We start from the raw sequence: 24,339 nt of genomic DNA, 5'->3' as shown, positions 1-24,339 counted from the left end.
CGATCTGATTTTATCACAGATAACCGTACGTACATCCGCCACAAAATAGAGAGCAGAAATCATAATAGCTTGATTCACTCTACTAACAATCAGGGGCAGGGCAGGACAAAACCAACCAATGATTGACGTTTCGTTTTATCCAATTTCTTCATAAGCGATTTGATATTTCTGTATATCTCCCGCCCCCATAAAAACAAGGACACCGTCTTTATTACCCTTAAGTTCATTAGTCATATCTAATGTAAGTAATTTACTGTTCGGAACTAAAGCTTGTAGATCTTCAATCGATAATTTTCCAGCAAGTTCACGTGCTGAGCCAAAAATATCACACAAATAAACAAAATCAGCTAACTTTAAGGCATTAGCAAACTCTTGCAAGAACATTTTAGTTCGCGTGTAGGTGTGAGGTTGAAAAATTGCCGTAATTTGTCGATTGGGATATTTCTTACGAATAGCATCAATCGTTGCCTCAATCTCTTTAGGATGGTGGGCATAATCATCAATGATAATTTGGTTATTTTTCTTTTTCTCTGAGAATCTCCTTTTAACACCACCAAATGTAGCCAGGTGCTTAATATCCTCTGCTTGCATCCCTTCGTAGTGACACAATGTAATAACCGCTAATGCATTTAACACACTATGTTTACCATATGTGGGTATGGTAAATGTCTCATAATAATTATTGCGAACAAACACATCAAATTTTGTACCCGAAGCTACCTCAGAAATATGTTTTGCTTGAAAATCATTACTTTCTTCAAAGCCATAATATAGAACGGGAACTTTAGCTTGGATTTTTTGTAAATATTCATCATCCCCACAAGCTACAATTCCTTTTTTGACTTGATCAGCCATTTCTTGAAAAGCCTTGAACACGTCATCAACACTTGTAAAGTAATCAGGATGATCAAAATCAATGTTTGTCATAATGGCATAGTCAGGTTTATAAGCTAAAAAATGGCGGCGATATTCACAAGCTTCGAAGACAAAATATTCACTATTTGCATGACCTAACCCTGTTCCATCTCCAATTAAATACGATATAGAATACGTTTGATCAAGAACGTGAGCGAGTAAACCTGTCGTTGATGTTTTCCCATGGGCTCCTGTAACAGCAATGCTCGTATATTGACTAAGCCACTCACCTAAAAATTCGTGGTAGCGATAAATCGGCAGCCCCAGTGTTTTTGCTTCGACAATTTCTTCATGATCATCTTTAAAAGCATTACCAGCAATAACCGTTAGACCCGGTTTAATATTAGATTTAGAAAATGGATAGATAGGTATGTTTTTCTGTTTTAATGCCTCTTCTGTAAAAAATGTCTTTTCAACATCAGAGCCTTGAACCGTTTCACCAGCATCATGAAGTATTTGAGCTAATCCACTCATACCTGTTCCTTTAATGCCAACAAAATGATAAATCGTCATAAATTTGTACCTCCAAAAGAGTGATCGACTCTTTTAAAATATTAGAAAACACAGATGATACTTATTGATTAAGCTATCTGTCGTTTTACTATAACATAAGTATTCATTACATAATAAAAGTACCTCAATCGCACAATTTCATATTATATCATAAAAAAATGTTTTTCACAGGTAGATATGTGGTTAATTCTGAAAAAATACTTTTTCTAATCTAGGGTTAGGCCGGTACTGGCGACCAAATTTTGATTCAGGTTTGCCATTCAGCACAACACTGTCTCCAGTAAAGCCTATTTTGATATCAAGGAGGCTACGCCCTACACCATATAAATCAACAGGAACGTTGCGTTTCTCAAACATACGGATTTTGGATTGCGTAAACCCACCACTTGCAATAATCTTTACATGATCAAAACCCTCATCATTTAAAGCCTGTCTTAATGCAAAAATAAGTTCTGGATTGACCCCTCTAGGATCAAACGCCCCCATAACATGTTGGTTTCGAAGAAAGTATTTGTCAACCATATTGTTTGACGTATCTAAACGGACACCTTTTAAGGTCTCACCAAATTCTCGTGCCACTTTCAGCGCATCTGTTATGACATCGTTATTATAATCCACTAATACCATTAGCTCATCTTGCGGATATATTTCATGATAAGCCTTTGCTGCCTCTACTACATCACCCTCAAATAATTGGATTAGTGCATGTGGCATGGTGCCCATACCAGTTTTTCCCCACCACTCATTCATTGCATGGGTCGCCTGTGCTGTAGAGCCTCCTATAAAAGCCGCATAACCATCTCCTGCTTGTTGAGTATAATGGTCATCTCTATCACCCATAAAAATGACGGGCTTTTGTTTACCAGAAGTCCTTCCCGCTTTAACTACATTATATACATTTGTTGCAACAGAAGTGCGACGTGCTAATATGCCATCAATAATCCCCTCTAAGTAACCAAATGACTGATAGGGGCCTTTTATCGTAAGCACTGTTTCATACGGACTGATTTTATCTCCATCCTTTAACGAATGAATGTCTAATTGCTCAGGCTGATCAGCAAAAGTATGTATCAGTGCAATAGCCTCATCTGTACCACATAGAACGGCATTTTCCTTTTGAAAAAACTGCATAATGACCTCATTATTTGGTCGTTTCTTCTCAGCAATCTCTTTTGTCTTTAAAAAATAAACAGCTGAAAACCAACCTTCCTTAATACGCTCATCAAATTTAAATGTTTTATTGGTCAAACGATCAATCTTTCCATTTAACTTCATTGCAATTTCTTTTTCCATTGGTTCAAACTCCTCATTAGCTTATATAAGATTATTATTGTAAATGCCTACGACATGTCAACTTGTTGACTCTATTCTTCCTTGGATACCAATAGGGTCCTCGGTTTACTACCATTTTGCCCAGAGATAACACCCTGTTCTTCCAGAGCATCAATCAGCCGTGCAGCTCTATTATAACCTATTTTAAAGCGACGTTGTAACAATGAGGTACTAATACTATTATTCTCTAGAACAAATGTTAACGCCTCTTGATACAGTTCGTCCTCTGTTTCCAATTGTTCATTTCGTTGGATCAATTGTTCTTGCTCAAATAAATAATTGACTTCACCTTGTTGTCGCACATGACTCGTAATACGCTCAATTTCATCGTCTGAAACAAATGCACCTTGAATCCGCAATGGGGTTCTGGCACCATTTTCGACAAAAAGCATGTCACCTTTACCAAGTAATCGTTCCGCTCCATTCGTATCAATCATTGTTCTCGAATCGACTTGTGAAGCAACACTAAAAGCAATTCTTGTTGGTATATTCGCTTTAATTAAACCCGTAATGACATCAACTGATGGTCGCTGTGTCGCCAATAAAAGATGGATACCACACGCACGTGCTTTTTGAGCAATTCGACAGATGGCATCCTCAACATCTTGAGGGGCAGCCATCATCAAATCAGCTAATTCATCAATAACAATAACGAGATAGGGGAGCTTCTCTTCTAAGGTACTTTGTTTTTCAATCTTCTGATTATAGCGTTCTATATCACGGGTTCCTGAATCCACAAATTTCTGATAACGCTGCTCCATCTCTTCAACCGCCCACTTTAAAGCCTGTGTTGCTGCTCTTACATCAGTTATGACGGGTGAGACCAGATGTGGGATTTCATTATATGGAGCAAGTTCTACCATTTTCGGATCGACAAGCATTAAACGCACGTCTTTCGGTGATGCTTTAAATAAAAGAGAAAGTAAGATTGCATTGATACAAACACTTTTCCCAGAACCTGTTGCACCAGCGATTAAACCATGAGGCATTTTTCTTATATCTGATACAATAGACTGTCCAGAGATATCAAGACCTAGACCAATGGTCAGAGGAGATTGAGCATTATAAAACGTCTCTGATTTAAAAATATCTAGTAAACCAACAGGTTGAGCTGTTGGATTTGGAAGCTCAATACCAATTGCATTTTTGCCAGGTATCGGTGCTTCTATCCGAATATCTTCAGCAGCCATATTTAATTTTATATCATCACTCAGATTCTTCACTTTACTTACTTTTGTCCCCGTTTCTAGTTGTATTTCAAAACGTGTTACTGAAGGTCCTTGCATCACATTAACCACATCAGCATTAACATTAAACTGAGCTAATGTCGTTGTCAATCTTTGTGATTGACTATTAACCCAACTTTGGTCCATACCTTTTGTTAATGGAATATCATCAAGTAAATGTAATGAAGGACGCTGACCTTCAGACGGGACAACTGTTTTTCTTTTTTGATCAAGTCGACGCTTATCACTTGGTGTCATTCTAACGTTAAAAGGATGGTTACGTTTAACCTTCTGATCACGTCTGTCTTTCTCGGCCGGTTCTTCTATTGATTGCAGATCAATTGTATGCTCAACGTTTTCTCTTTTTTCAGGATCGGTTAAACATTCTGTATCTTGCTCTTCACCGATGGTTGTATCCTCGAAAACAACCGTCTCATGGTTATTTTGTAAACCCTCGTTAATCAATTCTTGGTCAATTTGATCGTGTTGTTCCTCCGTTATTGGTGATTTATCCCGGTCACGCCTTAAAAAAGCAGGTTTTTCAACGGTCGCCTTCATAGCTTTACTGTCGTTAAAACCATAAACTGGTGAAGGAACATCAGATACTCGAAAGGGTTTCCGTTTTAAACGATTTTGTTCAGTTTCACTTGATTTATTAATCGTATGTAATGAACGTTGATGACGTTTCTGATCATAATAACGACTTTCAGGCGGATCGATTGGCATAGGGAATCGGTATGAACCGGTCTTTGGATACTGATAAGACACCTTAGCATCTAAACGATGATCTATTTGTTCGGTAGTATATTGTGATGTACTATTTACTGATCGGTGATCTTCATGAAATAATTGTTTAATTTTATTCTTTATTCGTCTCCACATTTTATCGCTCACTCTTCCATTTAAGCTATTTAATTTATATTTTATCAGTTTTCTCATTTGTTAACTACTTACTTTTTAGCTTTGTATAGAATAGAAGTCGTTTTAGCTTGAGATATTTATTATACAATGCTTTGATTCCCAGCAATGTGTGTGCCATTCATGGTTAGGATAAACACACTTGAATTAGATCTAAAGACTTATATTGTTTGATAAAATGATAGGGTATCGCTATTTTTAGAAAAAATTCATTCAGTTGTTCTTTAACGATCTTATTAGCGTTTCTTAATACTCGATACCTTGCAATTTTCACTCCGCTACTTCCTATTCCGCTATTACAATTTGATTAAAGGGAACCATCCGAAAAACATTCACTTCAAAATAAAGAACAGAGGAAAATCTGCTGAAGTGCGTGATAACGAACGCTAATGTCCTAATTTGCTCGGGCCAACAGGATGTTGGTCACACAAGCGTTTTCGCAGGACGCGAAGACGTTAGCTTGTGTTCCTCAGTGGATGAGTAAGACCCTAGACTAAAACCGCCACGTCCTGTGGCAACGTCTGCATGACCTACATCCTGTAGGCCCACGGCTGTATGACCTACGTCCTGTAGGCCTCCGCCCACTGATTGCAGGTTCTTTTATGCTTTCATTGCGTGTTAAAAATGCGCAAAAGAGAAAACTCTTCTACGCATTCTTCTACTGTTTTAAAACTGAAAAGCTGTCCCTGGTTCTTCGTTTCCTTCTAATACATATATCCCTTTTTCTTTTGGAGCATTTGGTAATCCTAACTCTTGTTGTGAACAAATCATACCAAATGAATCAACACCTCTTAGATTTGCTTCTTTAATTTCCATACCACTGGGCATAATTGCCCCCACTTTTGCAACAACAACATGTTGTCCAGCTTCGACGTTAGGTGCACCACAAACAATTTGTACAACTTCTTCACCGATATCAACTTGACACACATTTAATTTGTCCGCATTTTCATGCTTTTGCTTTTCTTTTACAAAACCCACGACAAATTTAGAGGACAGATCGACGTCTAATGGATTGGGTACATTGTTATTTGCGAATGCTTTATTGATTTCATCAAGTAGTGATTGGTTAAGTGAGTGCTGTCCATCTTCTAAGTCGATATAAGTTGAGGCGTTAAAAAGATTGTAGCCTAGCACTTGTTTTGTTTCCTGATTATATATTTCTGTTACATCACCATAGCGCTGATAAGCTACCTGATAACGATCACCTTGTTTGAAGGGTATAACTAACACATCACCAATCCCCTTTTTATTTAAAAAAATTTCCATATTAATCATCCTTTTTATTATTTTTATTAACGGGTTTCTTTTTCGCAAGAATAAATATCGGCTCTAGCTTTTTATCTTCATAAATAAAAGATAAAGCTGTAATAGGAACACGTCCTTCTGCAAAAAATTGCATAGCCATTTGTGCTAAAACGTCATAACCCATATCATTTTGAATATCAGCCAAGATTAGCGTATCTTGGTGGGGCACAGCTAATGCTAAGGTTCCTTGCGCATGTTCAGCCATTTCCGCTAACCAAGATTCATTCAATATTCTACTTGCATCATAACCATCGTTAGCTGCAACAAAATAAAAATCATTGTCTGCAACATGATCTTTTTTTAATTCAATCGATAATGACTTCATGTTAAATAAAGCCATTTCTCGCAAATGATCCATTTCCCAGTTCGCTTCATTGAGCATTTGCTCATCAATGAGTTGGTATGTATTGCCCAAGTCCAATGCATAATAAATTCTTGTTTCCGCTGTGTGTTCATGAAAAATCAGTGGCAAGCCTGATTTCGTTTCAGTTGGAAATGACGTACTCCGAATAACTGGATAAATACTTTTTTCATTATTTAATAAGCTATGTTGTTTGTTCATTACTTTTAGTGAAGCTTTAATATGATCAACAAGCTCTTCTATGGCAATATTTCCACGTTTTTCATATTTAGCGATAACACTAGGTAGAGTAATTGTAACGCCTTTTTTAGTATCCGTTAACTCGACACGATAGCGATCTTCTTCTCTATTAAAAGACGTCCTCCATTGTTCCCCACTAAATTTATCGTCTAGCATTTTTTTTAATTTAAAGCTCGTTAAAGTCATTATTACTTCCTCCTTGAGGACTAGTATGTACTGTTTGTTATTGTATCATGACTTAGACGAGACATGAAAATAAAAGTACCGTATGGTACTTTTATTTTCAGTAGCATCAGATGTGTACTATGCTATGCCTCTGATACTTTATTCAAAAAAGCTTCGATCTCGTCTCGCGTTTTTCTATCTTTGCTAACAAATCGAGCAACCTCTTGTCCATTGTGATAAGCTAAAAAACTAGGAATTCCAAAGATATCATTCGCTACACATAAATCAATAAATTGATCACGATCAACATAAATAAATGTCAGATCATGATATTGTTCTTCTAATTCAGGTAAGAAAGGCTCTATTACTCGACAGTCAGGACACCAATTCGCCGAAAATAAAAACACTGTTTTACCTTGCTTGATTTGTTCATTAAATTGTTCTTCTGTTTGTAAATTCTCCATTATTTTACCCCCATTGTTTAATCATAATTGATTTTCATATCCCCAAATTGAATCCAACCTTTATGTCTCATCCATTCAGATATAATGAGGCTAATTAGAGCAGGACCAACAATATGCACAATCAAAATCATACCAAATATATTAAATGTGAAACCCATTGTTTGGAAAGTCATAATTTGGCCGACTAATCCAGAAGTACCCATACCTGCACCAGAAGCGTTATTAATCATACTAAACCATACGGTGCCCACAGGTGCCATGATAATAGCTGCTATTGAAGGCGGAATAATAATAAGTGGTTTTTTTAATATATTAGCAATTTGTAGCATCGATGTACCAACACCTTGAGCTAATAAACCACCGATCCCATTTTCTCGATAACTTCCCACAGCGAAGCCTATCATTTGGGCTGAACAGCCAATAACGGCTGCCCCTGCCGCTAAACCATCTAGTGACAACATTAGCGCAATGGCCACACTTGAAATAGGTGCTGTCAACGCCCAACCCATTAGTAAAGCAACAATGATTCCCATAATAAAAGGTTGTTGTGCTGTTGACCAATTAATCACTTCTCCAAGTCCCGTCATAAAGGTATCAATTGGAGGACCAATAAATTTACCTACTACATATCCTACCACAATGGTTAGAAAAGGTGTTAATATTATATCTATTTTCGTCTCTTTATAGATTATTTTACCAGCCTCTGTAGCAAATAACGTACTGATATATGCACCAACCGGACCGGCGAGACTATAACCAAATGCACCTGCAAATAAAGATGAAAACAAGACAAGCGGTGGCGCCTTTAAACTGTAGGCTATGGCAACACCGATCGCACCACCTACAACGTTGCCATCCATTGCAAATGCACCAATTTCTAATAAAGATTCACTGATGATTGAGTCACCAAATGATTGTGCGATTTGTTCACCTAAAGTATTAACAATAAGTCCGATAATTAAAGATGAAAATAGTCCAAGCGCCATGTAACTTAGCGCTTTAATTAGATAGACTTGTGGTGATAACTGAATATCTTTTCTTTTTAAAAAATCTCTCATCACATACTCCCCCTTTTTTGTTTCCTATTTATCTTACCTTATGTTTTTACATGTGACAAGACAGTAGTTGAGAATTAATGATGAAGAACCTGTTTCCTAAAGTAAATCTGCTCTAAACAAAAAATTATAATAAAAACTGCCTATCACATCTCTAAAAGCTTTAAGACTTTTAAAACTGGATAGACAGTTTTTTATTATTGGTGGAAATCAATAGAATTTACCATAGTAACCATCTTGGTTAAATCCTGATCCATTTCATCTAATGATGTATGTGTCGTTAAACGAACACCACCAACACCCACCTGTAATTCGTAATTATCTTCAACTTCAGCTACTTTAACATATCCGAAACGATTATCATCTTCATACGCTTCAAGCAAAGCATAATTTTCTGATGCTTTCGCTGATTGGTAGAAAAATCTACTATCTTGTGCTTCTAGCGTATTATAAAACAAAATATACGTTTGATCTTGATCTGTAAAAATCAAGTTACTTTCCGTCTCCTCAATAACTGAAATTTGGTCTGGCAAATATATATCGAAAGACGCAAATTCATGATTTGGTTGAGAACGTTGATTATCAAAAGTAGAGTCGATCATTGTTTCAATCGTTGCTAGCGTCTCTTCCTCCGAAGGACCACAACCACTAAGGATGAAAACGACTAAACCAAATATAAATAGTCTAATTATTTTGCTTTTCATCTAAAACTCCCCTAGCTGTTTAAAGATTAATCATTATCGCAATCAATGACAATGACCATCGTAGTAAATCCATATTATATAATACTATGAATTCAAACAATTACAAGAGCAGATCCGCAATATTACAATAATTTAATCAATTGCAATGTAAATGATATATTTATGGTTTTATTTTCATTTATTTGTTGCAAATAACCATTGTCCTTTTAGTTGTTGGACAATATGAATAAACATAGTCTCTCTTGATAGCTGATTATTAGTTAAGATACCGATAGCTCCCTTTTGCTGGCTTACCCCCACTTTATCAGCATATTCATCAATAATCACACCTAATTCTATACCGTCATATAATGATTTTGCTATTATATCAGGTAAGGGGATCCGAGCCCCACTAGCCGTAAAAATACGGTGATCAGGATCAATTAATGCACCCCAATTGCATAAATACAGTTGATTATCAAGCTTCATTACACCGCCTTCCAGCCCTATTCCTATCGCTTCTGTTGATACACTTTGAACATATTTTGCTCGATTAATCGCACCTGTTAATGTTTCCTCGTCACTAAAAGGCTGATCTGATACTTTAGAGGGAGCTAGAGCCCCCTTTACTATTTCCGTACTAAAAACCGCCTTTACAGCATTTAACTTAGCCTTGTTTTCAGAACCTACTATAACTTCCATCGATGCTGTACAACTCCTTCTGGCTAAAGTGATCGAAAAATTGAATTAAACTATTTTATTAGCTATTTAATCGAATTTTTTCCAAAGTGTTAGCATCTGTTTGTTGGACAAGTTTTACAATTAACTCGCGTGCAGCAGCATAATCATCAATATGAATAATTGAAGCATGTGTGTGAATATAACGCGACGCAATACCGACCACTGCTGATGGTACACCTTCATGTGCTAAATGAACACGCCCTGCATCCGTACCGCCTTGTGAAATAAAGTATTGATATGGTATTTTATTGGACTCCGCTGTATCAAGTATAAATTCACGCATACCTCTGTGTGTAATCATGGAACGATCATATATACGTAACAGTGCCCCTTTACCCAATTGTCCAAATTCTTTATCATCGCCTGACATATCATTGGCTGGAGAAGCATCCAGCGCATAAAAAATGTCTGGTTTTATCATATTTGCAGCAACTTGGGCGCCACGAAGGCCAACTTCCTCTTGAACAGTCGCTCCGGAGTAAAGTTTATTAGGTAATGTCTCATCTTTTAATAACTTTAACAATTCAATAGATAGTCCGCAGCCATAACGATTATCCCATGCTTTAGCTAAGATTTTTTTCTCATTTGCCATTGGCGTGAACGGTGTAACCGGTACGATAGCTTGACCTGGTCTTATGCCGATGGCTTTTGCATCCTCTTGATCATCTGCACCAATGTCAATGAGCATATTTTTGATTTCCATCGGTTTAGCGCGTTGCTCTGCCGTTAAATTATGCGGTGGTATTGAACCGATCACACCAATAACAGGTCCATGATCAGTCATAATTTGCACACGTTGTGCAAGCATCACCTGGTTCCACCATCCACCTAATGGTTGAAATCGCAACATCCCATTTTTAGTGATTTGAGTAACCATAAATCCAACTTCATCCATATGGCCTGCTACCATCACTCTAGGTCCATCACCATCTTTTACACCAAATACACCACCTAGATGATCTTGAATCACATCATCAGCGTACTTCTTTAGCTCGTTACGAATAAATTCGCGCACTAAATGTTCATTTCCTGGTGCACCCTGCAATTCTGTCAATGTCTTAAACATTGATTTGGTTTCTTGATTCATTATGTAAAACCTCCATTCATTAATCCAATATTATTATTGTATCGAAGATATGCGTTTATTTCCAGTTACTGATACATGAATGCTATGTGTAGTTTAAAAAACGCGTATAATGACCGTATATCAGCTGATGTTTGCATTTTATATTAGACTAGCCTGTCCTTTTTGACTATTTATTAAAATGGTTAGTCATAATTTGTCTTATCTTTTAAAGTTTTTCAAACAAAGTTATTAGCGAATGGTAATATGCATAGGGTACAGATAAGGCTGATCTGGTTCATTGATAACCTCCCACTCTTCCACCTGTATCATTGGTAATTTCACACCTTCATACTCTGTTATTTTAATTACTCCTGTGACTGCCACCCATGCATCCTCTGACCATTGAGGTGCTTGGTTAAGCTCAGCTAGAAATCCAATATAACTTGCATCCGCTATACAATGCGTAATTAAGAACCTTCCTATAACTACTTGATTGTAATCAAGGGATGGGTTTTTATACACAAAGCCATTCAGTGTTATCTTTTTACCGGAAAAGTTCTCCATGTCTTTATTGATTGCTTCATAATAGATAGAATAGTCTTGGTCTGTCATAATAATTGGATCTTGTTCAACTAACTGAGCTAATGCATTTTCATATTCATCTTTTGTTACCATATTACTGTATAGATTTATATCTTCTGGTGTGTCGTATTGGTGATTGTCGTCCATGGTTGCATTTGGATAGTAGAATGGTTCTGCATTTTGTGCACTTAAAGCATGACTTGTTAATGATAACATTACCCCTCGATTTGCAGCAGTTGATGCATCCAAGGTAGTGAAAGGTAAAATAAAGCCCGTAAAAATCGGAAAAACAATGATCAAGTAAGCCAGGCACGTCTTGATATTAAAGGTCCCTTGATCATGCGCATGATCATGTTCACAAGCATGACCGCAAACTTCGCTTTGAAACCAAACCCTTTGTAACTGCACAAGGAAGAGTATAATAAGTATAAAAACCGCTAATCCATTTAGGTTTTGATAATCTGGATTAATCAACATAAATAGTTCACCACTATAATATAAGTCTCCCACTAGCAAAACAAATAGCAACAAAATCATTGCCCGAAAAGCATGTATAAAAGAAAATCTCATATGATAACCTCCCTCTAATTGATAGTTGAGTGAATCAGGACATTAACGTCCGCTACCGATCGGATAATTAGCTTGACCACTGCTCTGTATGTTGAGGCGGGCGGTTTACGGACGGTTATCTGTGATAAAAACCTTGAAACAGTAAAACGACACTAAAAACAATAACGGTTACCACAACAAAAAAGACAGCAACAAATTTGGTCTTAAATACACTTAGTAACATTAGCGTATTTTTCAAATCAATCATCGGTCCATAAATTAAAAAGCCTAATAAGGCTGAGATAGGAAATAGATTGCTAAATGAAGCGGCAATAAATGCATCCGCTTCTGAACATACAGATAACAAATAAGCCAATACCATCATTAGACCCGTGGCGACAGCTTCACCTTCACCAAGAGAAAATAGGGTTTCATAAGAAATATAAGTTTGTACAAAGGCGGCAAATAAAATGCCTAAAATTAAATATTTAACCATATAAAAAAACTCATCTGTTGCATGAATCATTGCACCACTTATCTTAGTTAATAATGAAGCTTTAAAGTCATGATGGTCACGTTTGATTTTCTTATGAGTTGAAGATCTTAATGGCTTCATTTTAATAGATAAACTCATTACTATTGCTATAATCAGGGCAATTATAAAACCCAGGCCCATCCGTAAGAACGCGATCTTTAAGTCATTACCAAACGCAATGTAAGTAGAGATTATAACTAAAGGGTTAATGAGTGGTCCAGTCAACATAAATCCTGTCGCAGCATAAATTGGGACACCCTTATTTAATAAGCGGCGAATAATAGGAACAATTCCACATTCACAACCTGGAAATACTGCACCTAGTAAGCACCCCATCGTTATCGCCAAATATTTATTCTTAGGAATCCATCGTTTAATATGATCTTCTGTAATAAATATTTGAATCAAGCCTGAAATAATGACACCTAGCAAAACAAAGGGGAATGCCTCGATTAAAATGCTAAAGAAAATAGTATTCATTTTGTAAATTGATGCGGGTAATTGAAACATGAGCTGGATTGTCTCTTTATATGAAAATAAACACATCGCTAATCCAAACAAAAATAGGCCTGTAAAGTCTATAACGGCCCCTCTTAATTTATTCAACATTAAAATCCCACCTATTTCATCGTACTTTCCTTTATAGCTTATGAATCTAGCACATCTATATAGAACAGCAGAATAAAATGATTCAGATCAATATTCGACGACGTATGATTACCACAAAAGAACATTTGAAAAATTCACTATGTGTGTTAGTGAATCAATAGAAAAAATAAAGCCTATCAGATCACCTATAACCTCATTATTCTATAGAAGAGAACTGAGAATAGGTTGATACTATTTTCTAATTTATATAAAATAAGGTATACTAGCCATAATATAAAAAATTGGGGTGAGATAAATGCGTTTGAAGAAGACATTAGCTGTTCTAGGGATAGGTGTTGCGTTGGGTTATACCATTAAATCACAACTAGAGCAAATGCCGATTCGACCTGAACAAGCGTTAAAACACGCTAAAGAACAGTTCAAAAAACAAGGGGCAGTTAGCGGTTCTTGGATATACATGAAAACCGAAGATATGGACTTACACGGTTTAACATATAAAGTATATCGCGGGGGCATCACGCGAACCATTAATGATCATAACATCCAATATGAATTTTACGTTGATGCAAACACAGGCTCTATTATTTCTACTGAACAAACCAGTAATGTTCTATAACCCAATCATTAATGAATAAAGAAAAGAGGATTCGCAAACGAATCCTCTTTTCTTTATTCATTAGGAAATTTTACTCGGCAACGATAAATCGGTTGCCCCTTTGCTGCAAATTTCTCTTCATATTCTGTCATGATATTTGTCGGCTCATTAAGTGCATGAAGGTCTAACGTTACTTCTTTTAAAATTAAACCAAATTTAGAAAAACTAACCAAACTATATTCAAACAACCCTTTATTATCGGTCTTTAAAACCAATTCGCCACCAGGTTTTAAAACATGTTGATACTGTTCTAAAAATGCAGCATACGTTAAACGTCTCTTCTCATGTTTATTCTTTGGCCATGGATCAGAAAAATTTAAATAAATACAGTCTACTTCATCTTCAGAAAAAATATCACGTAAATCTTTTGCATCAAAGTTAATCAATTTAATATTGTCAGATTCTTGTTCAACGACTTTTTGAACAGCACTGACTATAATACTTTTCACGACTTCAATAGCAATAAAGTTAACGTTAGGGGATTGTTTTGCCATCCCCGTAATAAACTGACCCTTTCCAGCACCAATTTCTAAATGAATCGGTTGATTTCCATTAAACCTTGACTGCCATTTACCCTTATGCAACGTAGGGTTTAATTCAACATAAGACGTTTGTTCTTTTAAATAATCATCTGCCCATGGCTTATGTCTTGCGCGCACATTCATTACTCCTTCATGTTCATTTCATATGACAAAATTGGTTAGCACGTTGAAGTGTGTTTTTCAATTTTTTTAACTTCTCTTCTACTGGCTTCATTGGATTTAAATGATACAAGTCAATCATCAGTTCGTATAACATGTACCAATGCATCCTTAAATAAAGTGAATCTGTACTTGTCAAACCATAATTCGCTAACCAATTCTCCCACTCAGCTTCAGGAATATAATGATTGAATAGCATGCCTAAATCAATGGCAGGATCACCTATTTCGGCATTATCCCAATCAATTAAGTACAACTTTCCTTCATCTGTTATTAACCAATTGTTATGATTAAGATCACAATGACAAACAACGGGCTTAATGCCAGTGACAGAAACTAAATGTTTCTCCATAAACTGCAAACTTTGGTGAATAACTGTTGGATATATATGTTTATATTTATATTGAATCATCTGCTTTAAATCTTGAAACAGCATAACAGGGTTAAGCGGGTTTTTCCCCATCCGGGTTAACATATCTAGCAACTCTGCTGAATGGTGGATACGTCCCAATAGTTCAGCAACTTTAGGGTGTTGAATAACTTCGGGATTTAATTCCTTACCATCCAACCACTCTTGCGCCGTAATAACATCACCGTTTTCTAACCTTTTAGTCCAGACTAACTTAGGTACAATGCCTTGTGCAGATAGCACAGCTAAGAATGGCGAAGAATTCCGTTTTAAAAATAACCGTTTATGTTCTGATTGAGCGTAATAAGCTTCGCCAGTAGAACCACCAGCTGATTCAATCGTCCATTCATCTCCTAGCATATGTTGCACAAAGCATCCCCCTTTCCGTTCCATTTTATTCTTGCTAATAAGCTATTCACTGACAAAAATAGATAACTACAGACCAATAAAATAGTAAAAATAGCGAAAATTCACCACTATAATTTTTTATCTTAATTAAAGATTAACGCATAAACGGTACAAAGATCAAGTATAAATTTTATTTCGAATAAAACGAAACTTCAATTAGTGGGCGGAAGGCTACAGGACGTAGCGAACTTAGTCTGTAATCCCTCTTAAGGACGTGGCGGATTTAGTCTACGATCTTACCCACCCACTGATTGTTAGTTGAGTGAATCAGGATGCTCTGTATGTTGAAGTGGGCGGTTTACAGACAGTTATCTGTGTTAAAATTCATCGTCTTCTACTTGTTCCCATTCAGGACGATTGACAGCTACTGTATCAGAATAAGCGAGTAAAGCGTCCGCAACTTTTAGTTGCTGATGCTTTAATGGTGAGGTATAAGCACGTTGCTTTTGTAACCATTCTTCATGTGCTTCCTTATCTACATAAGTTGTTTGAAACGGTTCAAGATCAAAGTCTATAATATTTGTTCGTGATAAAATAATTTTATGAATAGGTATATCTAATCCCTGATGGTTAAGAATACTTTTTACAATTTTATCTGACCGTTTAACAGATAACATTGGACTTAACATTTTTGAACGTACATGATTTTCTTCAATAAACCACGTCCGATCATCACCTGCGATCACCGTACGGCTAGAAGGATATTCAACGAGCTTTATAATGTTAACTTCAAAAGGTGTAATCATAATAATATCAGCATCAACAGTTGCATTTTTCAATTTAAATACAGGTTGATACATAAACAAAAAACTATCAGGAAACCGTTGCAAAAAATATTTTAAAGTTAAATCTTCTTGATAACTTCGATCTAAAAACGACATCTCATGTAAAGTCGTTGAGGACCAATTCAATTGAAAATGATATAAAGAATCTAAAAAATATTGTTTCAGCTGCTCCTCATTTTGCGGGGGCAAGGAATCAATAGGTTGTTCTTCTATAACTTCCCTTTTGTTAAACATCCCCATAATTTTATCAAATATAGCTGTCTGATTTTTTTCCTCCAATGGCGCTTCAATACGGTTTATGTTCGGTTGGTTATGCCATAGGTCAAGTAATCTTTTCCAATTATCTTGTTTTAGCCTAATAAACTGTCTTGGATAATGGAGAATATCACGCTGATACCGCGATATATAATTTTCCAGTTTAATTAATTGTCCCATTATTCACACCTCATTCTAATTTAAAACGCTCAACACATTGGTATCTCGGTATATGTTGCATTTGTACTCTATATAATACCATAGTAGAGATTCTTTCTTGAAAGCTATCTACAAAGTTAGCAGCAAGTTCACTCCAACCATCATCAGTTAACCATTTATGAGTTGCCTTTTTAGCTAGCGTGATATGAGGACAAAAGACACGCTGATCGATCGGAAGATTTAACGACTCCATTTGCTGGTGAATTTGTTTTAACAATCGCGTGATATCTTGATTTTTGGCTGCACGCATCCATAACACGCGTGGCTGATTACCATGACCGAAATAGCCGATGTCTCCAATTTTAATAACAAACGACTTTAATTGAGAGATCTGGCTAATTTTATGAACCAGTGTTGTTTTTTCAACATCAGTTAGTTCACCAAAAAAAGCTAATGTAATGTGAAAATCAGCTTGATCAGTCCACGTTTTATATGTCTTTTCTCCAATGATTGATTGTAACATACTTTGTTTTTGTTTAAGCCATTTTTTCAATTCAGCACTTAGCTCTAAAGCTAGAAAATAATGTTTGGATATTTGTTCTTCCATTTGATCATCTTCTTTCAGTTATTCTCTATATCGGCTTTATTTAAGAAAATGTAAAACTTCATATTGAAAACTAGCATTTTATAATCAAAAGGTGTAAAATGTCTTTAAGAGATTCAGCAACACCACAAAACTAATGCTTTCATTAAGGAGTGGTTTTTTGAGTCAATCAACAACCCGGATGCTTACTCGCGTAAAGGCTGTCTATTTATTCATTAGAGAAAACGGTCCAGTTACAACGACAGAAATTGCTGAAGAGTTCGATATAACTGATCGAACGGTTCAACGGGATTTAAACGTATTAACATATAACGGCCTGGTGAGGAGCCCTACTAGAGGGAAATGGGACATTACGAAAAAGAAAGTGAAGATCTCGTAACGTCGCCAAACTTAGTACCATGCTGACGTTAGTTCTTAGTCAGCTTATTTTTTTGTCTGTTTTTAATTTAACGCTTTCAAATATGCAATTTCAGCCTCGGTTAGACGGCGATATTCTCCTAATTTCAATTTCGGATCTAGCAACCACTCTCCCATGGCTATTCGCTTCAAGTAAATCACACGTTTATGAACAGCTTCAAACATTCGCTTCACTTGGTGATATTTCCCCTCGAAAATCGTCAGTTCAATCTCCGATATTGGACCACTTTGTAAAATCGTTAATTGGGCTTCCTTTGTTTGATAGCCGTCGTCAAGTATCACACCTTTTTGAAAAACAGCTTGATCTTCTACAGTAACATTACCCTCAATTTTTGCATAATATGTTTTTCCTACATTTTTTTTAGGTGACAATAAACGATGCGCTAATTTACCATCATTCGTTATTAAAAGTAACCCTTCCGTATCTTTGTCCAAACGCCCAACAGGAAAAGGATCAGTGAGTCTATCTTCATCAGCTAACAAATCAATGACAGTTCGATCCCTTGAGTCTTCCGTTGCACTTACGACACCAGCGGGCTTATTAAGGATAAAGTAGACAAATTCTTCATAGTGTACTTGTTCATGATTAACACAAACCCTATCTTCCTGTAAATTAATTTTCTTTTGTGGTTCTTTTACAAGCTCATCATTAACCGTGATTTGACCTAACTTTAATAATTTTTTAACTTCTTTCCGGCTACCAAAGCCTGTATTAGCTAATAATTTATCTAAACGCATTTTGATCATCCTATCTTTTCATAATTCGGTCCAGTATACGCACACGTCCACCCGCAACACGCTCTAATAAGGTTGAGTGGTAACTAAACCATAAATAAACGAATGCTCCGATTGTAACCGTAATCGCTAGAATAATAACATTAGCTAAGCGTCCATCTTGATATGTCACTACAAAGCGCAATAAATATCTAACAAACGCTACTGCAAGTGCCATAAAGATAGTGAAAATTCCCATTAGCATGGAGCGCTTTAGAAACTGACGCAATGAAAATGAAATGGCTTGTTTTATTTTCCATAAATTTGCCGCCACCGTAATAAAAGCAGCTATCCATGTCGCTATTACAGCACCTTGTGGACCAAACCATTGCAGAAATGGAATATTAAGAATGCTTTTTAGCACAAGACCAATAAATAAACTGTAAATGGCAAAGCGTTGCTGACTTATTGCCTGTAAAATTGAAGAGGTCACGGTAAACAAAGCAAAAAATAAAGCGACAGGTGCATACCATCCTAACAAATAACCATTTAAATCAATAAAATCATTGACACCATAGAAAGCACCCCAAATTTCATGTGAAAGAATAGACATTCCAACAACTGCCGGTAAAATAAATAGCACAATAAGCTGTAAAGACTGATTAATTTGTTGAAAAAGTAAGGGCTTATTGCGATCAACAAAGGATTTGGTTAGTGTTGGCAACGTTGCTAACGATGTACCCGTAGCCAATGTAATTGGAATCATAATTAACTTATGACCATACAAATTAATATTTGAAAAGGCATGATCAATAACTGCCTGGGCCTCCCCCATGTTAATCAGTGTCCTTGAAAAGGTAATTGCATCAATTTGTTGATACAAAGGAATCGCCAATCCAATAAATACAAATGGTCCAGCATAACTAAATAACTCCTTAAATAGAGTGCGCGATGAAATATTCGTTCGATCGACTGTTTGTTGTTGAATGTAGAGATTGATGTGACGCTTACGCTTTTTCCAATACCAAAACAACACGATTGCAGAGGCAATTGCACCGATAAAAGCTGAAAAGGTAGCAAAACCTACAGCCGTTGTAATCGTCCCACCAAAGATGTCTATAACGGCATATACAGCAACCAACAAAAATCCTATTCGAACAAATTGCTCAATCACTTGTGAAACGGCAGTTGGCCCCATCGATTGATAGCCTTGAAAGAATCCCCGTGTAATACTCATTGGTGGAATAATAATTAAAGCAAAACTAATCATCCTAATCACCATAGCAACATCTTCAACAGCTATGCCTTCCGAATTATCCGGAATATAGATGCTTGCCAACGCATTGGCACCCCCAAATAAAATCGCGAAGGTCACCAAACCAGTTATAAACATAATTCGTAATGCTAAACGATACATACGATAACTTGTTTGATAGTCCCCCATTGAATTATATTTAGCAACAAATTTGGATACCGCAAGTGGAATGCCAATGGTGGATAAACTAATAAAAATAGTATAGGGGCCGTAAGCTAAGCCATACAAAGTCCCTCCAGTAGCACCTACTAAACTTTCAAAAGGGATGGTATAGATCATTCCTAAAAATTTAGAGATAAATGTAGCAGACGTCAATAAGACGGTTCCGCGTACAATCGAATTTTTCGACATATCTTCACCTTAATTCCTTATTAATCTTTAGAACGCTCAAATTCAGTCGATTTATAGCAAATACATGATTTAAAACGAGAAAATGCACCCATTTTGTAGATGTGCGATCTTTTATCTCAAAAGCGCTCTAACTTTTGCTCTATTCATTCTATCATATTTTATCAATAGGTATGAAGATGAAGCAAAAATCACTTCATTATAGTATACTTTAACAAGAAGAAAAACAAGTGAAAGGATGAGATTGTGACTTATGACGTAGCAATAATTGGGGGTGGCCCTTCTGGTTTAATGGCTGCAATTGCTGCTGCCGAGCAAGGTGCCAGAACAATTTTAATAGAAAAAGGAAAAAAACTAGGTAAAAAGCTCGAAATTTCTGGAGGTGGCCGTTGCAATGTAACAAGTAGGCTACCGAAAGATGAAATCATTAAACACATCCCTGGAAATGGTCGATTTTTATACAGTGCTTTTTCTGTTTTTGATAATGAAGACATTATTACTTTCTTTGAAGAATTAGGGGTTAAATTAAAAGAAGAAGATCATGGGCGCATGTTCCCAGTCAGTAATTCAGCTAAAGATGTTGTCCATGCCCTACTTAATAAATTGTCCGAATTAAATGTTGAGGTTAAGCTAAACACAGCTGTTCAAGACATTAATTATGGCAGAGACGAACATACCATCTTATTGCCAAATAATCAAACTTTGACGACGAAAAGTATCGTGATTGCTGTCGGTGGCAAAGCCGTTCCACACACCGGTTCAAATGGGGATGGCTATCCTTGGGCAGAAAAAGCCGGACATACGATCACTGATTTGTATCCAACTGAAGTGCCCTTGTTGTCTAAACAAACTTTTATCAGCGATAGAACTTTACAAGGACTAGCATTAAGAGATGTTGCGCTAACTGTTAAAGATCAACATCATAAACCGCTTGTTACCCATCGAATGGACATGTTATTTACTCACTTTGGTGTGTCAGGGCCTGCTGTCTTACGCTGCTCACAATATGTCGTTAAGTTGTTACGTGCTGGGCAAAAACAAGTCAGTTTATCCATTGACGCCTTACCTGATCAAAATCCTGAGCAACTTTATCAGCAGCTTATCGAACTGATCGATCAAGCGCCAAAGAAAGCAATTAAAAATGTTTTGAAAGGACTTGTTCCAGAACGCTACTTACTTTTTCTATTCAGCCAGAATCAGTTTGATCAAGATTTAAATGCTGCTAATATTTCCCGGGAAAAACTGCGTAAATTTGCTGATGATCTAAAAAGTTTTGAACTTTTAATTCATGGTAGTTTGCCCATCGATAAAGCCTTTGTAACAGGTGGAGGCGTCTCAATAAAAGAAGTGTTTCCAACTACATTAGCTTCTAAATTAATGGAAAGACTATTCTTTTGTGGAGAAATTTTAGATATCCATGGTTATACAGGTGGTTACAATATTACCGCCGCTCTTGTTACTGGCAGATTAGCTGGGCAAAACGCCGCATGGACGAGTTTATAGATACTGCATGAATGCAGTATCTATTTTTTATATATTAAGAAAAGATGAAATGAACCTTCAATCAGTGGGTGTTGTCGTTCTTCTCCTACTGATTGTTAGTTGATAAAATGCTACTTATAATAAGCTAATACATTTACTAAAAGCGATTTTCATTAAAAATATACTTGCATAATAATTAAATATAGTGTAGGTTAGTTACATGAGTAATTAACCAGTTAGGTGGTGAAGTTTTGACAAATCAATTAAAAGATGATCAACCTATCTTTCTCCAGATAGCTGAGGTAATTGAAACAAGTATTGTCGAAGGACAGCGAAATGCTCATGATCAAGTCCCATCTACCAATGAATTTGCCAATTTTTATCAAATCAATCCTGCAACTGCAGCTAAAGGCATTAATTTATTGGTGGATCAGGGCATCCTTTTTAAAAAGCGAGGTGTAGGTATGTTTGTCACAGACCAAGCAAAGCAAATTATCTTAGAAAAAAGGCAAGATAGTTTTTATGATCACTATATGAAGCCTTTAATAAGTGAAGCGAGACGCATTCATTTAAACAAAGCGCAATTATACAACTGGATTGAGGAGGGCTTTACTGATGAAGATTGAAGCAAAGCATTTGAACAAAAAATATAAGAAAGAGCAAGCACTGAAGAACCTTACCGTTACGTTTGAGGGGGCAAAGATTATTGGTTTACTCGGAAAAAATGGAGCCGGTAAAACAACTTTTATGCGACTATTAGCAGGTCATTTTCAGCAAACTAAAGGTGAACTAACGGTAGATGACCAAGTCCCATTTAATCACTACCCGACAACTAAGAACATTTGTTTAATTCAGGAAAACTATAATTTTTATGAAAAATTTAAAATTGATGACGTATTAAAGCTTTCCTCTGCTTTTTACCCGAACTGGAATCAGGAAGAAGCTGATCATTTATTAGACATTTTCAACTTAAAAAGAAAAAGTAAAATCAATGCCTTATCCAAGGGGATGCTGTCAGCAGTTGGAATTATTGTTGGCCTTGCTAGCCATTGCCCAATCACTGTATTTGATGAACCCTATATTGGCCTTGATGCATCATTTCGATCAACTTTTTACGATCTTCTATTAGCATCCTATCAAGACGACCCGAGGTTAATCATTTTATCAACGCATTTAATTGATGAAGTGAGTCAATTATTTGAAGAGGTTGCCATCTTACACGAAGGAGAGCTACTCCTTCATGAAACCGTTGAAGATCTAGCTAATAAGCATGATATTGTTTCGGGTCCAAAACAAGAGGTTGAATTATTTATAAAAGAAAAAAACGTGATTCATAAATCTGAAATTTTAGGTAAGATGACTGCGGTTGTTTACGATGAGCCTAAAGAAGATCAGACGAATCTTCATTATTCAAAAGCCAGTTTACAAGATTTATTTGTTTACTTGACAAAAGAGGAGGTTGCAAAACATTGAATAATCAAATTAAAAATTGTCTCTATTATTTTTATAAATTTTCTTTTAAAACGATTATCCATTTTTGGTTAATTTATCTGGGTTTTATTGCGCTATTTATAGGATTAGCGATTATGACTGATGGTTCTGTTGAATTTATGGGAGTTAATGCGTTGCCTAGTACTATTTTTATGGCAATTTTCGGGTTGATTTTCTTTAAAGATGTTTTTCCTTACATTGTAAAATTTGGGGTATCAAGAAAATTTTTTATTGCATCTACAGTCATTTTTTCAGTTTTATTAACGACAATGATGATCTCTCTAAATTTTATATTCTTACACTTCATTAATTGGATTATAGATATTTTCAAAATTGAAAATTTTACATTTACCGGATTAAATATGGGTGAACTTACAGATGTAAGCCCCTTTGATATCTTGATTTTTGAGTGGTTGCTTCATTTTACGCTGTTTATATTATTTATACTAATCGGTGCCATACTGTTTCGGTTTGGTATGAAATATGGTATGTTAATGATTATTATTTTACCATTAAGTCTATTTATTCGTCCTATAGCAAATAAAGTTGGAGAACTCATGCCGTATTTTGGGATCTTCCATTATGATTATACACCTTTTGCATTTCTTCCTCTAATTGCTGCTGTCGTGTTATTATTTGGAGTAACTGTTCAAAAGGCAAGTATAGTAGATCAAATATCACATAAAAGTTAACTAATCAATTCTATTTAAGTTCTTATCAAGAATAGTTAATCAAATAAAACAAAACTTCCATCAGTGAGACATAGGTCATGTAGACGTGGGACTACGGGATGTAGGTCATGCAGACGTTGCCACAGGACGTGCGGTTTTAGTCTACGATCTTATCCACCCACTGATGGCTCGTTGAGTGAATCAAGACATTAGCGTCAGTTATCACCTATCTCAATAGATTGACCTCTGTTTTCTATTTTTGAGGTAGGTATTTTACGGACGATTAAATGTCTCTCTAGATGAAAATCACCAGTTTATGAGCTGCATCTCAATTAGATATAAATCTAATAGTTGGAGATGCAGTTTTTTATCAATTTCAAGGAAGATGGAAATACACTCGATTTACTCGGATGAACGATCGAGCCTACTCAAAAAGCCTAACGTGAGACCCAATTAACTAAGGATAACCCTGCAGCCCTCAGGATATAACCAAAATAAAAAACTCAAGACTAATAATCTTGAGTTTTTTACGTTTATGCTTAGCGACGTCCTACTCTTGCAGGGGGAACCCCAACTACCATCGGCGCTGAAGAGCTTAACGGCTGTGTTCGGCATGGGAACAGGTGTGACCTCTTCGCTATTGTCACTAGGCCTACGCATCGT

Annotated in this window: 24 protein-coding genes and 1 rRNA gene; 6 read left to right on the top strand and 19 right to left on the bottom strand. The window is 36.1% G+C overall.

The features are described from left to right. Nucleotides 1–135: 135 nt before the first annotated feature. From murC to JOE23_RS16030, 12 genes are all read right to left on the bottom strand, one after another. Nucleotides 136–1,428 (bottom strand): UDP-N-acetylmuramate--L-alanine ligase, encoded by a 1,293-nt coding sequence (murC, locus tag JOE23_RS16085; RefSeq protein ID WP_204440059.1) that lies wholly within the window; start codon nucleotides 1,426–1,428, stop codon nucleotides 136–138. 183 nt (nucleotides 1,429–1,611) lie between these two features. Further along, on the bottom strand, nucleotides 1,612–2,721 hold the full coding sequence (locus JOE23_RS16080; protein ID WP_204440057.1) for a nicotinate phosphoribosyltransferase: 1,110 nt from the start codon (nucleotides 2,719–2,721) through the stop codon (nucleotides 1,612–1,614). A gap of 71 nt (nucleotides 2,722–2,792) precedes the next feature. Next, the gene (locus JOE23_RS16075) at nucleotides 2,793–4,868 is read right to left on the bottom strand and encodes a DNA translocase FtsK (RefSeq protein ID WP_204440055.1); all 2,076 of its coding nucleotides are present in this window, start codon (nucleotides 4,866–4,868) and stop codon (nucleotides 2,793–2,795) included. Between the two features lie 702 nt (nucleotides 4,869–5,570). Continuing rightward, on the bottom strand, nucleotides 5,571–6,173 hold the full coding sequence (gene ytpR, locus JOE23_RS16070; protein ID WP_204440053.1) for a YtpR family tRNA-binding protein: 603 nt from the start codon (nucleotides 6,171–6,173) through the stop codon (nucleotides 5,571–5,573). Between the two features lies 1 nt (nucleotide 6,174). Next, nucleotides 6,175–6,999 (bottom strand): DUF1444 domain-containing protein, encoded by an 825-nt coding sequence (locus JOE23_RS16065; protein ID WP_204440051.1) that lies wholly within the window; start codon nucleotides 6,997–6,999, stop codon nucleotides 6,175–6,177. A gap of 122 nt (nucleotides 7,000–7,121) precedes the next feature. Continuing rightward, nucleotides 7,122–7,442 carry a thioredoxin family protein gene (locus JOE23_RS16060; protein ID WP_204440049.1) on the bottom strand — a complete coding sequence of 107 codons (321 nt, stop codon included), beginning with the start codon at nucleotides 7,440–7,442 and terminating at the stop codon, nucleotides 7,122–7,124. 17 nt (nucleotides 7,443–7,459) lie between these two features. After that, nucleotides 7,460–8,500 carry a PTS sugar transporter subunit IIC gene (locus JOE23_RS16055; RefSeq protein WP_204440046.1) on the bottom strand — a complete coding sequence of 347 codons (1,041 nt, stop codon included), beginning with the start codon at nucleotides 8,498–8,500 and terminating at the stop codon, nucleotides 7,460–7,462. 194 nt (nucleotides 8,501–8,694) lie between these two features. Continuing rightward, a complete protein-coding gene (locus JOE23_RS16050) occupies nucleotides 8,695–9,201 on the bottom strand; it encodes a hypothetical protein (RefSeq protein ID WP_204440044.1) in 507 nt (168 codons plus the stop codon). A 174-nt stretch (nucleotides 9,202–9,375) separates the two neighbouring features. Beyond that, nucleotides 9,376–9,882, bottom strand: a complete 507-nt coding sequence (locus tag JOE23_RS16045; RefSeq protein WP_204440042.1) for a DUF84 family protein — start codon at nucleotides 9,880–9,882, stop codon at nucleotides 9,376–9,378. 58 nt (nucleotides 9,883–9,940) lie between these two features. Continuing rightward, entirely contained in the window at nucleotides 9,941–11,008 is a 1,068-nt protein-coding gene (locus JOE23_RS16040; RefSeq protein WP_204440040.1) for a M42 family metallopeptidase, read from the bottom strand. A gap of 228 nt (nucleotides 11,009–11,236) precedes the next feature. Next, a complete protein-coding gene (locus JOE23_RS16035; protein WP_204440038.1) occupies nucleotides 11,237–12,139 on the bottom strand; it encodes a TIGR03943 family putative permease subunit in 903 nt (300 codons plus the stop codon). A gap of 115 nt (nucleotides 12,140–12,254) precedes the next feature. Further along, nucleotides 12,255–13,262, bottom strand: a complete 1,008-nt coding sequence (locus tag JOE23_RS16030; RefSeq protein WP_204440035.1) for a permease — start codon at nucleotides 13,260–13,262, stop codon at nucleotides 12,255–12,257. Nucleotides 13,263–13,557: 295 nt separating this feature from the next. On the opposite strand from JOE23_RS16030, the gene JOE23_RS16025 reads away from it, so the two are divergent. After that, entirely contained in the window at nucleotides 13,558–13,878 is a 321-nt protein-coding gene (locus tag JOE23_RS16025; RefSeq protein WP_204440033.1) for a PepSY domain-containing protein, read from the top strand. Nucleotides 13,879–13,931: 53 nt separating this feature from the next. Here JOE23_RS16025 and trmB read toward each other — a convergent pair whose 3' ends face one another. From trmB to thpR, 4 genes are all read right to left on the bottom strand, one after another. Beyond that, nucleotides 13,932–14,576, bottom strand: a complete 645-nt coding sequence (trmB, locus tag JOE23_RS16020; RefSeq protein WP_204440031.1) for a tRNA (guanosine(46)-N7)-methyltransferase TrmB — start codon at nucleotides 14,574–14,576, stop codon at nucleotides 13,932–13,934. Between the two features lie 19 nt (nucleotides 14,577–14,595). After that, complete coding sequence (locus JOE23_RS16015; RefSeq protein ID WP_239585478.1) at nucleotides 14,596–15,387, bottom strand: phosphotransferase; 792 nt, start codon at nucleotides 15,385–15,387, stop codon at nucleotides 14,596–14,598. Nucleotides 15,388–15,752: 365 nt separating this feature from the next. Then, nucleotides 15,753–16,655, bottom strand: a complete 903-nt coding sequence (locus tag JOE23_RS16010; protein WP_204440027.1) for an NERD domain-containing protein — start codon at nucleotides 16,653–16,655, stop codon at nucleotides 15,753–15,755. Nucleotides 16,656–16,665: 10 nt separating this feature from the next. After that, a complete protein-coding gene (gene thpR, locus JOE23_RS16005) occupies nucleotides 16,666–17,241 on the bottom strand; it encodes an RNA 2',3'-cyclic phosphodiesterase (RefSeq protein WP_204440024.1) in 576 nt (191 codons plus the stop codon). 157 nt (nucleotides 17,242–17,398) lie between these two features. Between thpR and JOE23_RS16000 the strand changes: the two genes are divergently transcribed. Then, nucleotides 17,399–17,617: an HTH domain-containing protein gene (locus JOE23_RS16000; protein ID WP_204440022.1), complete on the top strand. Its 219-nt coding sequence runs from the start codon at nucleotides 17,399–17,401 to the stop codon at nucleotides 17,615–17,617. A gap of 62 nt (nucleotides 17,618–17,679) precedes the next feature. On the opposite strand, the gene JOE23_RS15995 is transcribed toward JOE23_RS16000, so the two are convergent. Both JOE23_RS15995 and JOE23_RS15990 read right to left on the bottom strand, forming a co-directional pair. Continuing rightward, complete coding sequence (locus JOE23_RS15995; protein ID WP_204440019.1) at nucleotides 17,680–18,393, bottom strand: pseudouridine synthase; 714 nt, start codon at nucleotides 18,391–18,393, stop codon at nucleotides 17,680–17,682. Between the two features lie 10 nt (nucleotides 18,394–18,403). Then, nucleotides 18,404–20,035 carry a putative polysaccharide biosynthesis protein gene (locus tag JOE23_RS15990; RefSeq protein ID WP_204440016.1) on the bottom strand — a complete coding sequence of 544 codons (1,632 nt, stop codon included), beginning with the start codon at nucleotides 20,033–20,035 and terminating at the stop codon, nucleotides 18,404–18,406. Nucleotides 20,036–20,278: 243 nt separating this feature from the next. On the opposite strand from JOE23_RS15990, the gene JOE23_RS15985 reads away from it, so the two are divergent. The 4 genes from JOE23_RS15985 to JOE23_RS15970 all read left to right on the top strand — a co-directional run bounded on the left by JOE23_RS15985 (nucleotide 20,279) and on the right by JOE23_RS15970 (nucleotide 23,697). Further along, the gene (locus JOE23_RS15985) at nucleotides 20,279–21,535 is read left to right on the top strand and encodes an aminoacetone oxidase family FAD-binding enzyme (protein ID WP_204440014.1); all 1,257 of its coding nucleotides are present in this window, start codon (nucleotides 20,279–20,281) and stop codon (nucleotides 21,533–21,535) included. Between the two features lie 230 nt (nucleotides 21,536–21,765). Further along, a complete protein-coding gene (locus tag JOE23_RS15980; protein ID WP_204440012.1) occupies nucleotides 21,766–22,140 on the top strand; it encodes a GntR family transcriptional regulator in 375 nt (124 codons plus the stop codon). Further along, on the top strand, nucleotides 22,130–22,987 hold the full coding sequence (locus JOE23_RS15975; protein ID WP_204440010.1) for an ABC transporter ATP-binding protein: 858 nt from the start codon (nucleotides 22,130–22,132) through the stop codon (nucleotides 22,985–22,987). Before JOE23_RS15980 ends, JOE23_RS15975 begins: the two co-directional genes overlap by 11 nt. Next, complete coding sequence (locus JOE23_RS15970; protein WP_204440008.1) at nucleotides 22,984–23,697, top strand: hypothetical protein; 714 nt, start codon at nucleotides 22,984–22,986, stop codon at nucleotides 23,695–23,697. Before JOE23_RS15975 ends, JOE23_RS15970 begins: the two co-directional genes overlap by 4 nt. Before the next feature lie 516 nt (nucleotides 23,698–24,213). Here JOE23_RS15970 and rrf read toward each other — a convergent pair. Continuing rightward, nucleotides 24,214–24,327 (bottom strand): 5S ribosomal RNA (gene rrf / locus JOE23_RS15965). Nucleotides 24,328–24,339: the final 12 nt, after the last annotated feature.

This window comes from Amphibacillus cookii (genome assembly GCF_016908375.1).
Taxonomy (GTDB): Bacteria; Bacillota; Bacilli; order Bacillales; family Amphibacillaceae; genus Amphibacillus_C; species Amphibacillus_C cookii.
This window is presented reverse-complemented; position numbering and strand designations above follow the sequence as displayed.

Coding starts and splice junctions, on each gene's coding strand:
- JOE23_RS16075 (WP_204440055.1), bottom strand. CDS start 4,868: ATGTGGAGACGAATAAAGAATAAAATTAAACAATTATTTCATGAAGAT.
- JOE23_RS16050 (WP_204440044.1), bottom strand. CDS start 9,201: ATGAAAAGCAAAATAATTAGACTATTTATATTTGGTTTAGTCGTTTTC.
- JOE23_RS16025 (WP_204440033.1), top strand. CDS start 13,558: ATGCGTTTGAAGAAGACATTAGCTGTTCTAGGGATAGGTGTTGCGTTG.
- JOE23_RS16060 (WP_204440049.1), bottom strand. CDS start 7,442: ATGGAGAATTTACAAACAGAAGAACAATTTAATGAACAAATCAAGCAA.
- ytpR (WP_204440053.1), bottom strand. CDS start 6,173: ATGGAAATTTTTTTAAATAAAAAGGGGATTGGTGATGTGTTAGTTATA.
- JOE23_RS16040 (WP_204440040.1), bottom strand. CDS start 11,008: ATGAATCAAGAAACCAAATCAATGTTTAAGACATTGACAGAATTGCAG.
- JOE23_RS15975 (WP_204440010.1), top strand. CDS start 22,130: ATGAAGATTGAAGCAAAGCATTTGAACAAAAAATATAAGAAAGAGCAA.
- JOE23_RS15990 (WP_204440016.1), bottom strand. CDS start 20,035: ATGTCGAAAAATTCGATTGTACGCGGAACCGTCTTATTGACGTCTGCT.
- murC (WP_204440059.1), bottom strand. CDS start 1,428: ATGACGATTTATCATTTTGTTGGCATTAAAGGAACAGGTATGAGTGGA.
- JOE23_RS16045 (WP_204440042.1), bottom strand. CDS start 9,882: ATGGAAGTTATAGTAGGTTCTGAAAACAAGGCTAAGTTAAATGCTGTA.
- JOE23_RS16015 (WP_239585478.1), bottom strand. CDS start 15,387: ATGCTAGGAGATGAATGGACGATTGAATCAGCTGGTGGTTCTACTGGC.
- JOE23_RS16080 (WP_204440057.1), bottom strand. CDS start 2,721: ATGGAAAAAGAAATTGCAATGAAGTTAAATGGAAAGATTGATCGTTTG.
- thpR (WP_204440024.1), bottom strand. CDS start 17,241: ATGGAAGAACAAATATCCAAACATTATTTTCTAGCTTTAGAGCTAAGT.
- JOE23_RS16010 (WP_204440027.1), bottom strand. CDS start 16,655: ATGGGACAATTAATTAAACTGGAAAATTATATATCGCGGTATCAGCGT.
- JOE23_RS16030 (WP_204440035.1), bottom strand. CDS start 13,262: ATGTTGAATAAATTAAGAGGGGCCGTTATAGACTTTACAGGCCTATTT.
- JOE23_RS16065 (WP_204440051.1), bottom strand. CDS start 6,999: ATGACTTTAACGAGCTTTAAATTAAAAAAAATGCTAGACGATAAATTT.
- JOE23_RS15995 (WP_204440019.1), bottom strand. CDS start 18,393: ATGCGTTTAGATAAATTATTAGCTAATACAGGCTTTGGTAGCCGGAAA.
- JOE23_RS16055 (WP_204440046.1), bottom strand. CDS start 8,500: ATGAGAGATTTTTTAAAAAGAAAAGATATTCAGTTATCACCACAAGTC.
- JOE23_RS16035 (WP_204440038.1), bottom strand. CDS start 12,139: ATGAGATTTTCTTTTATACATGCTTTTCGGGCAATGATTTTGTTGCTA.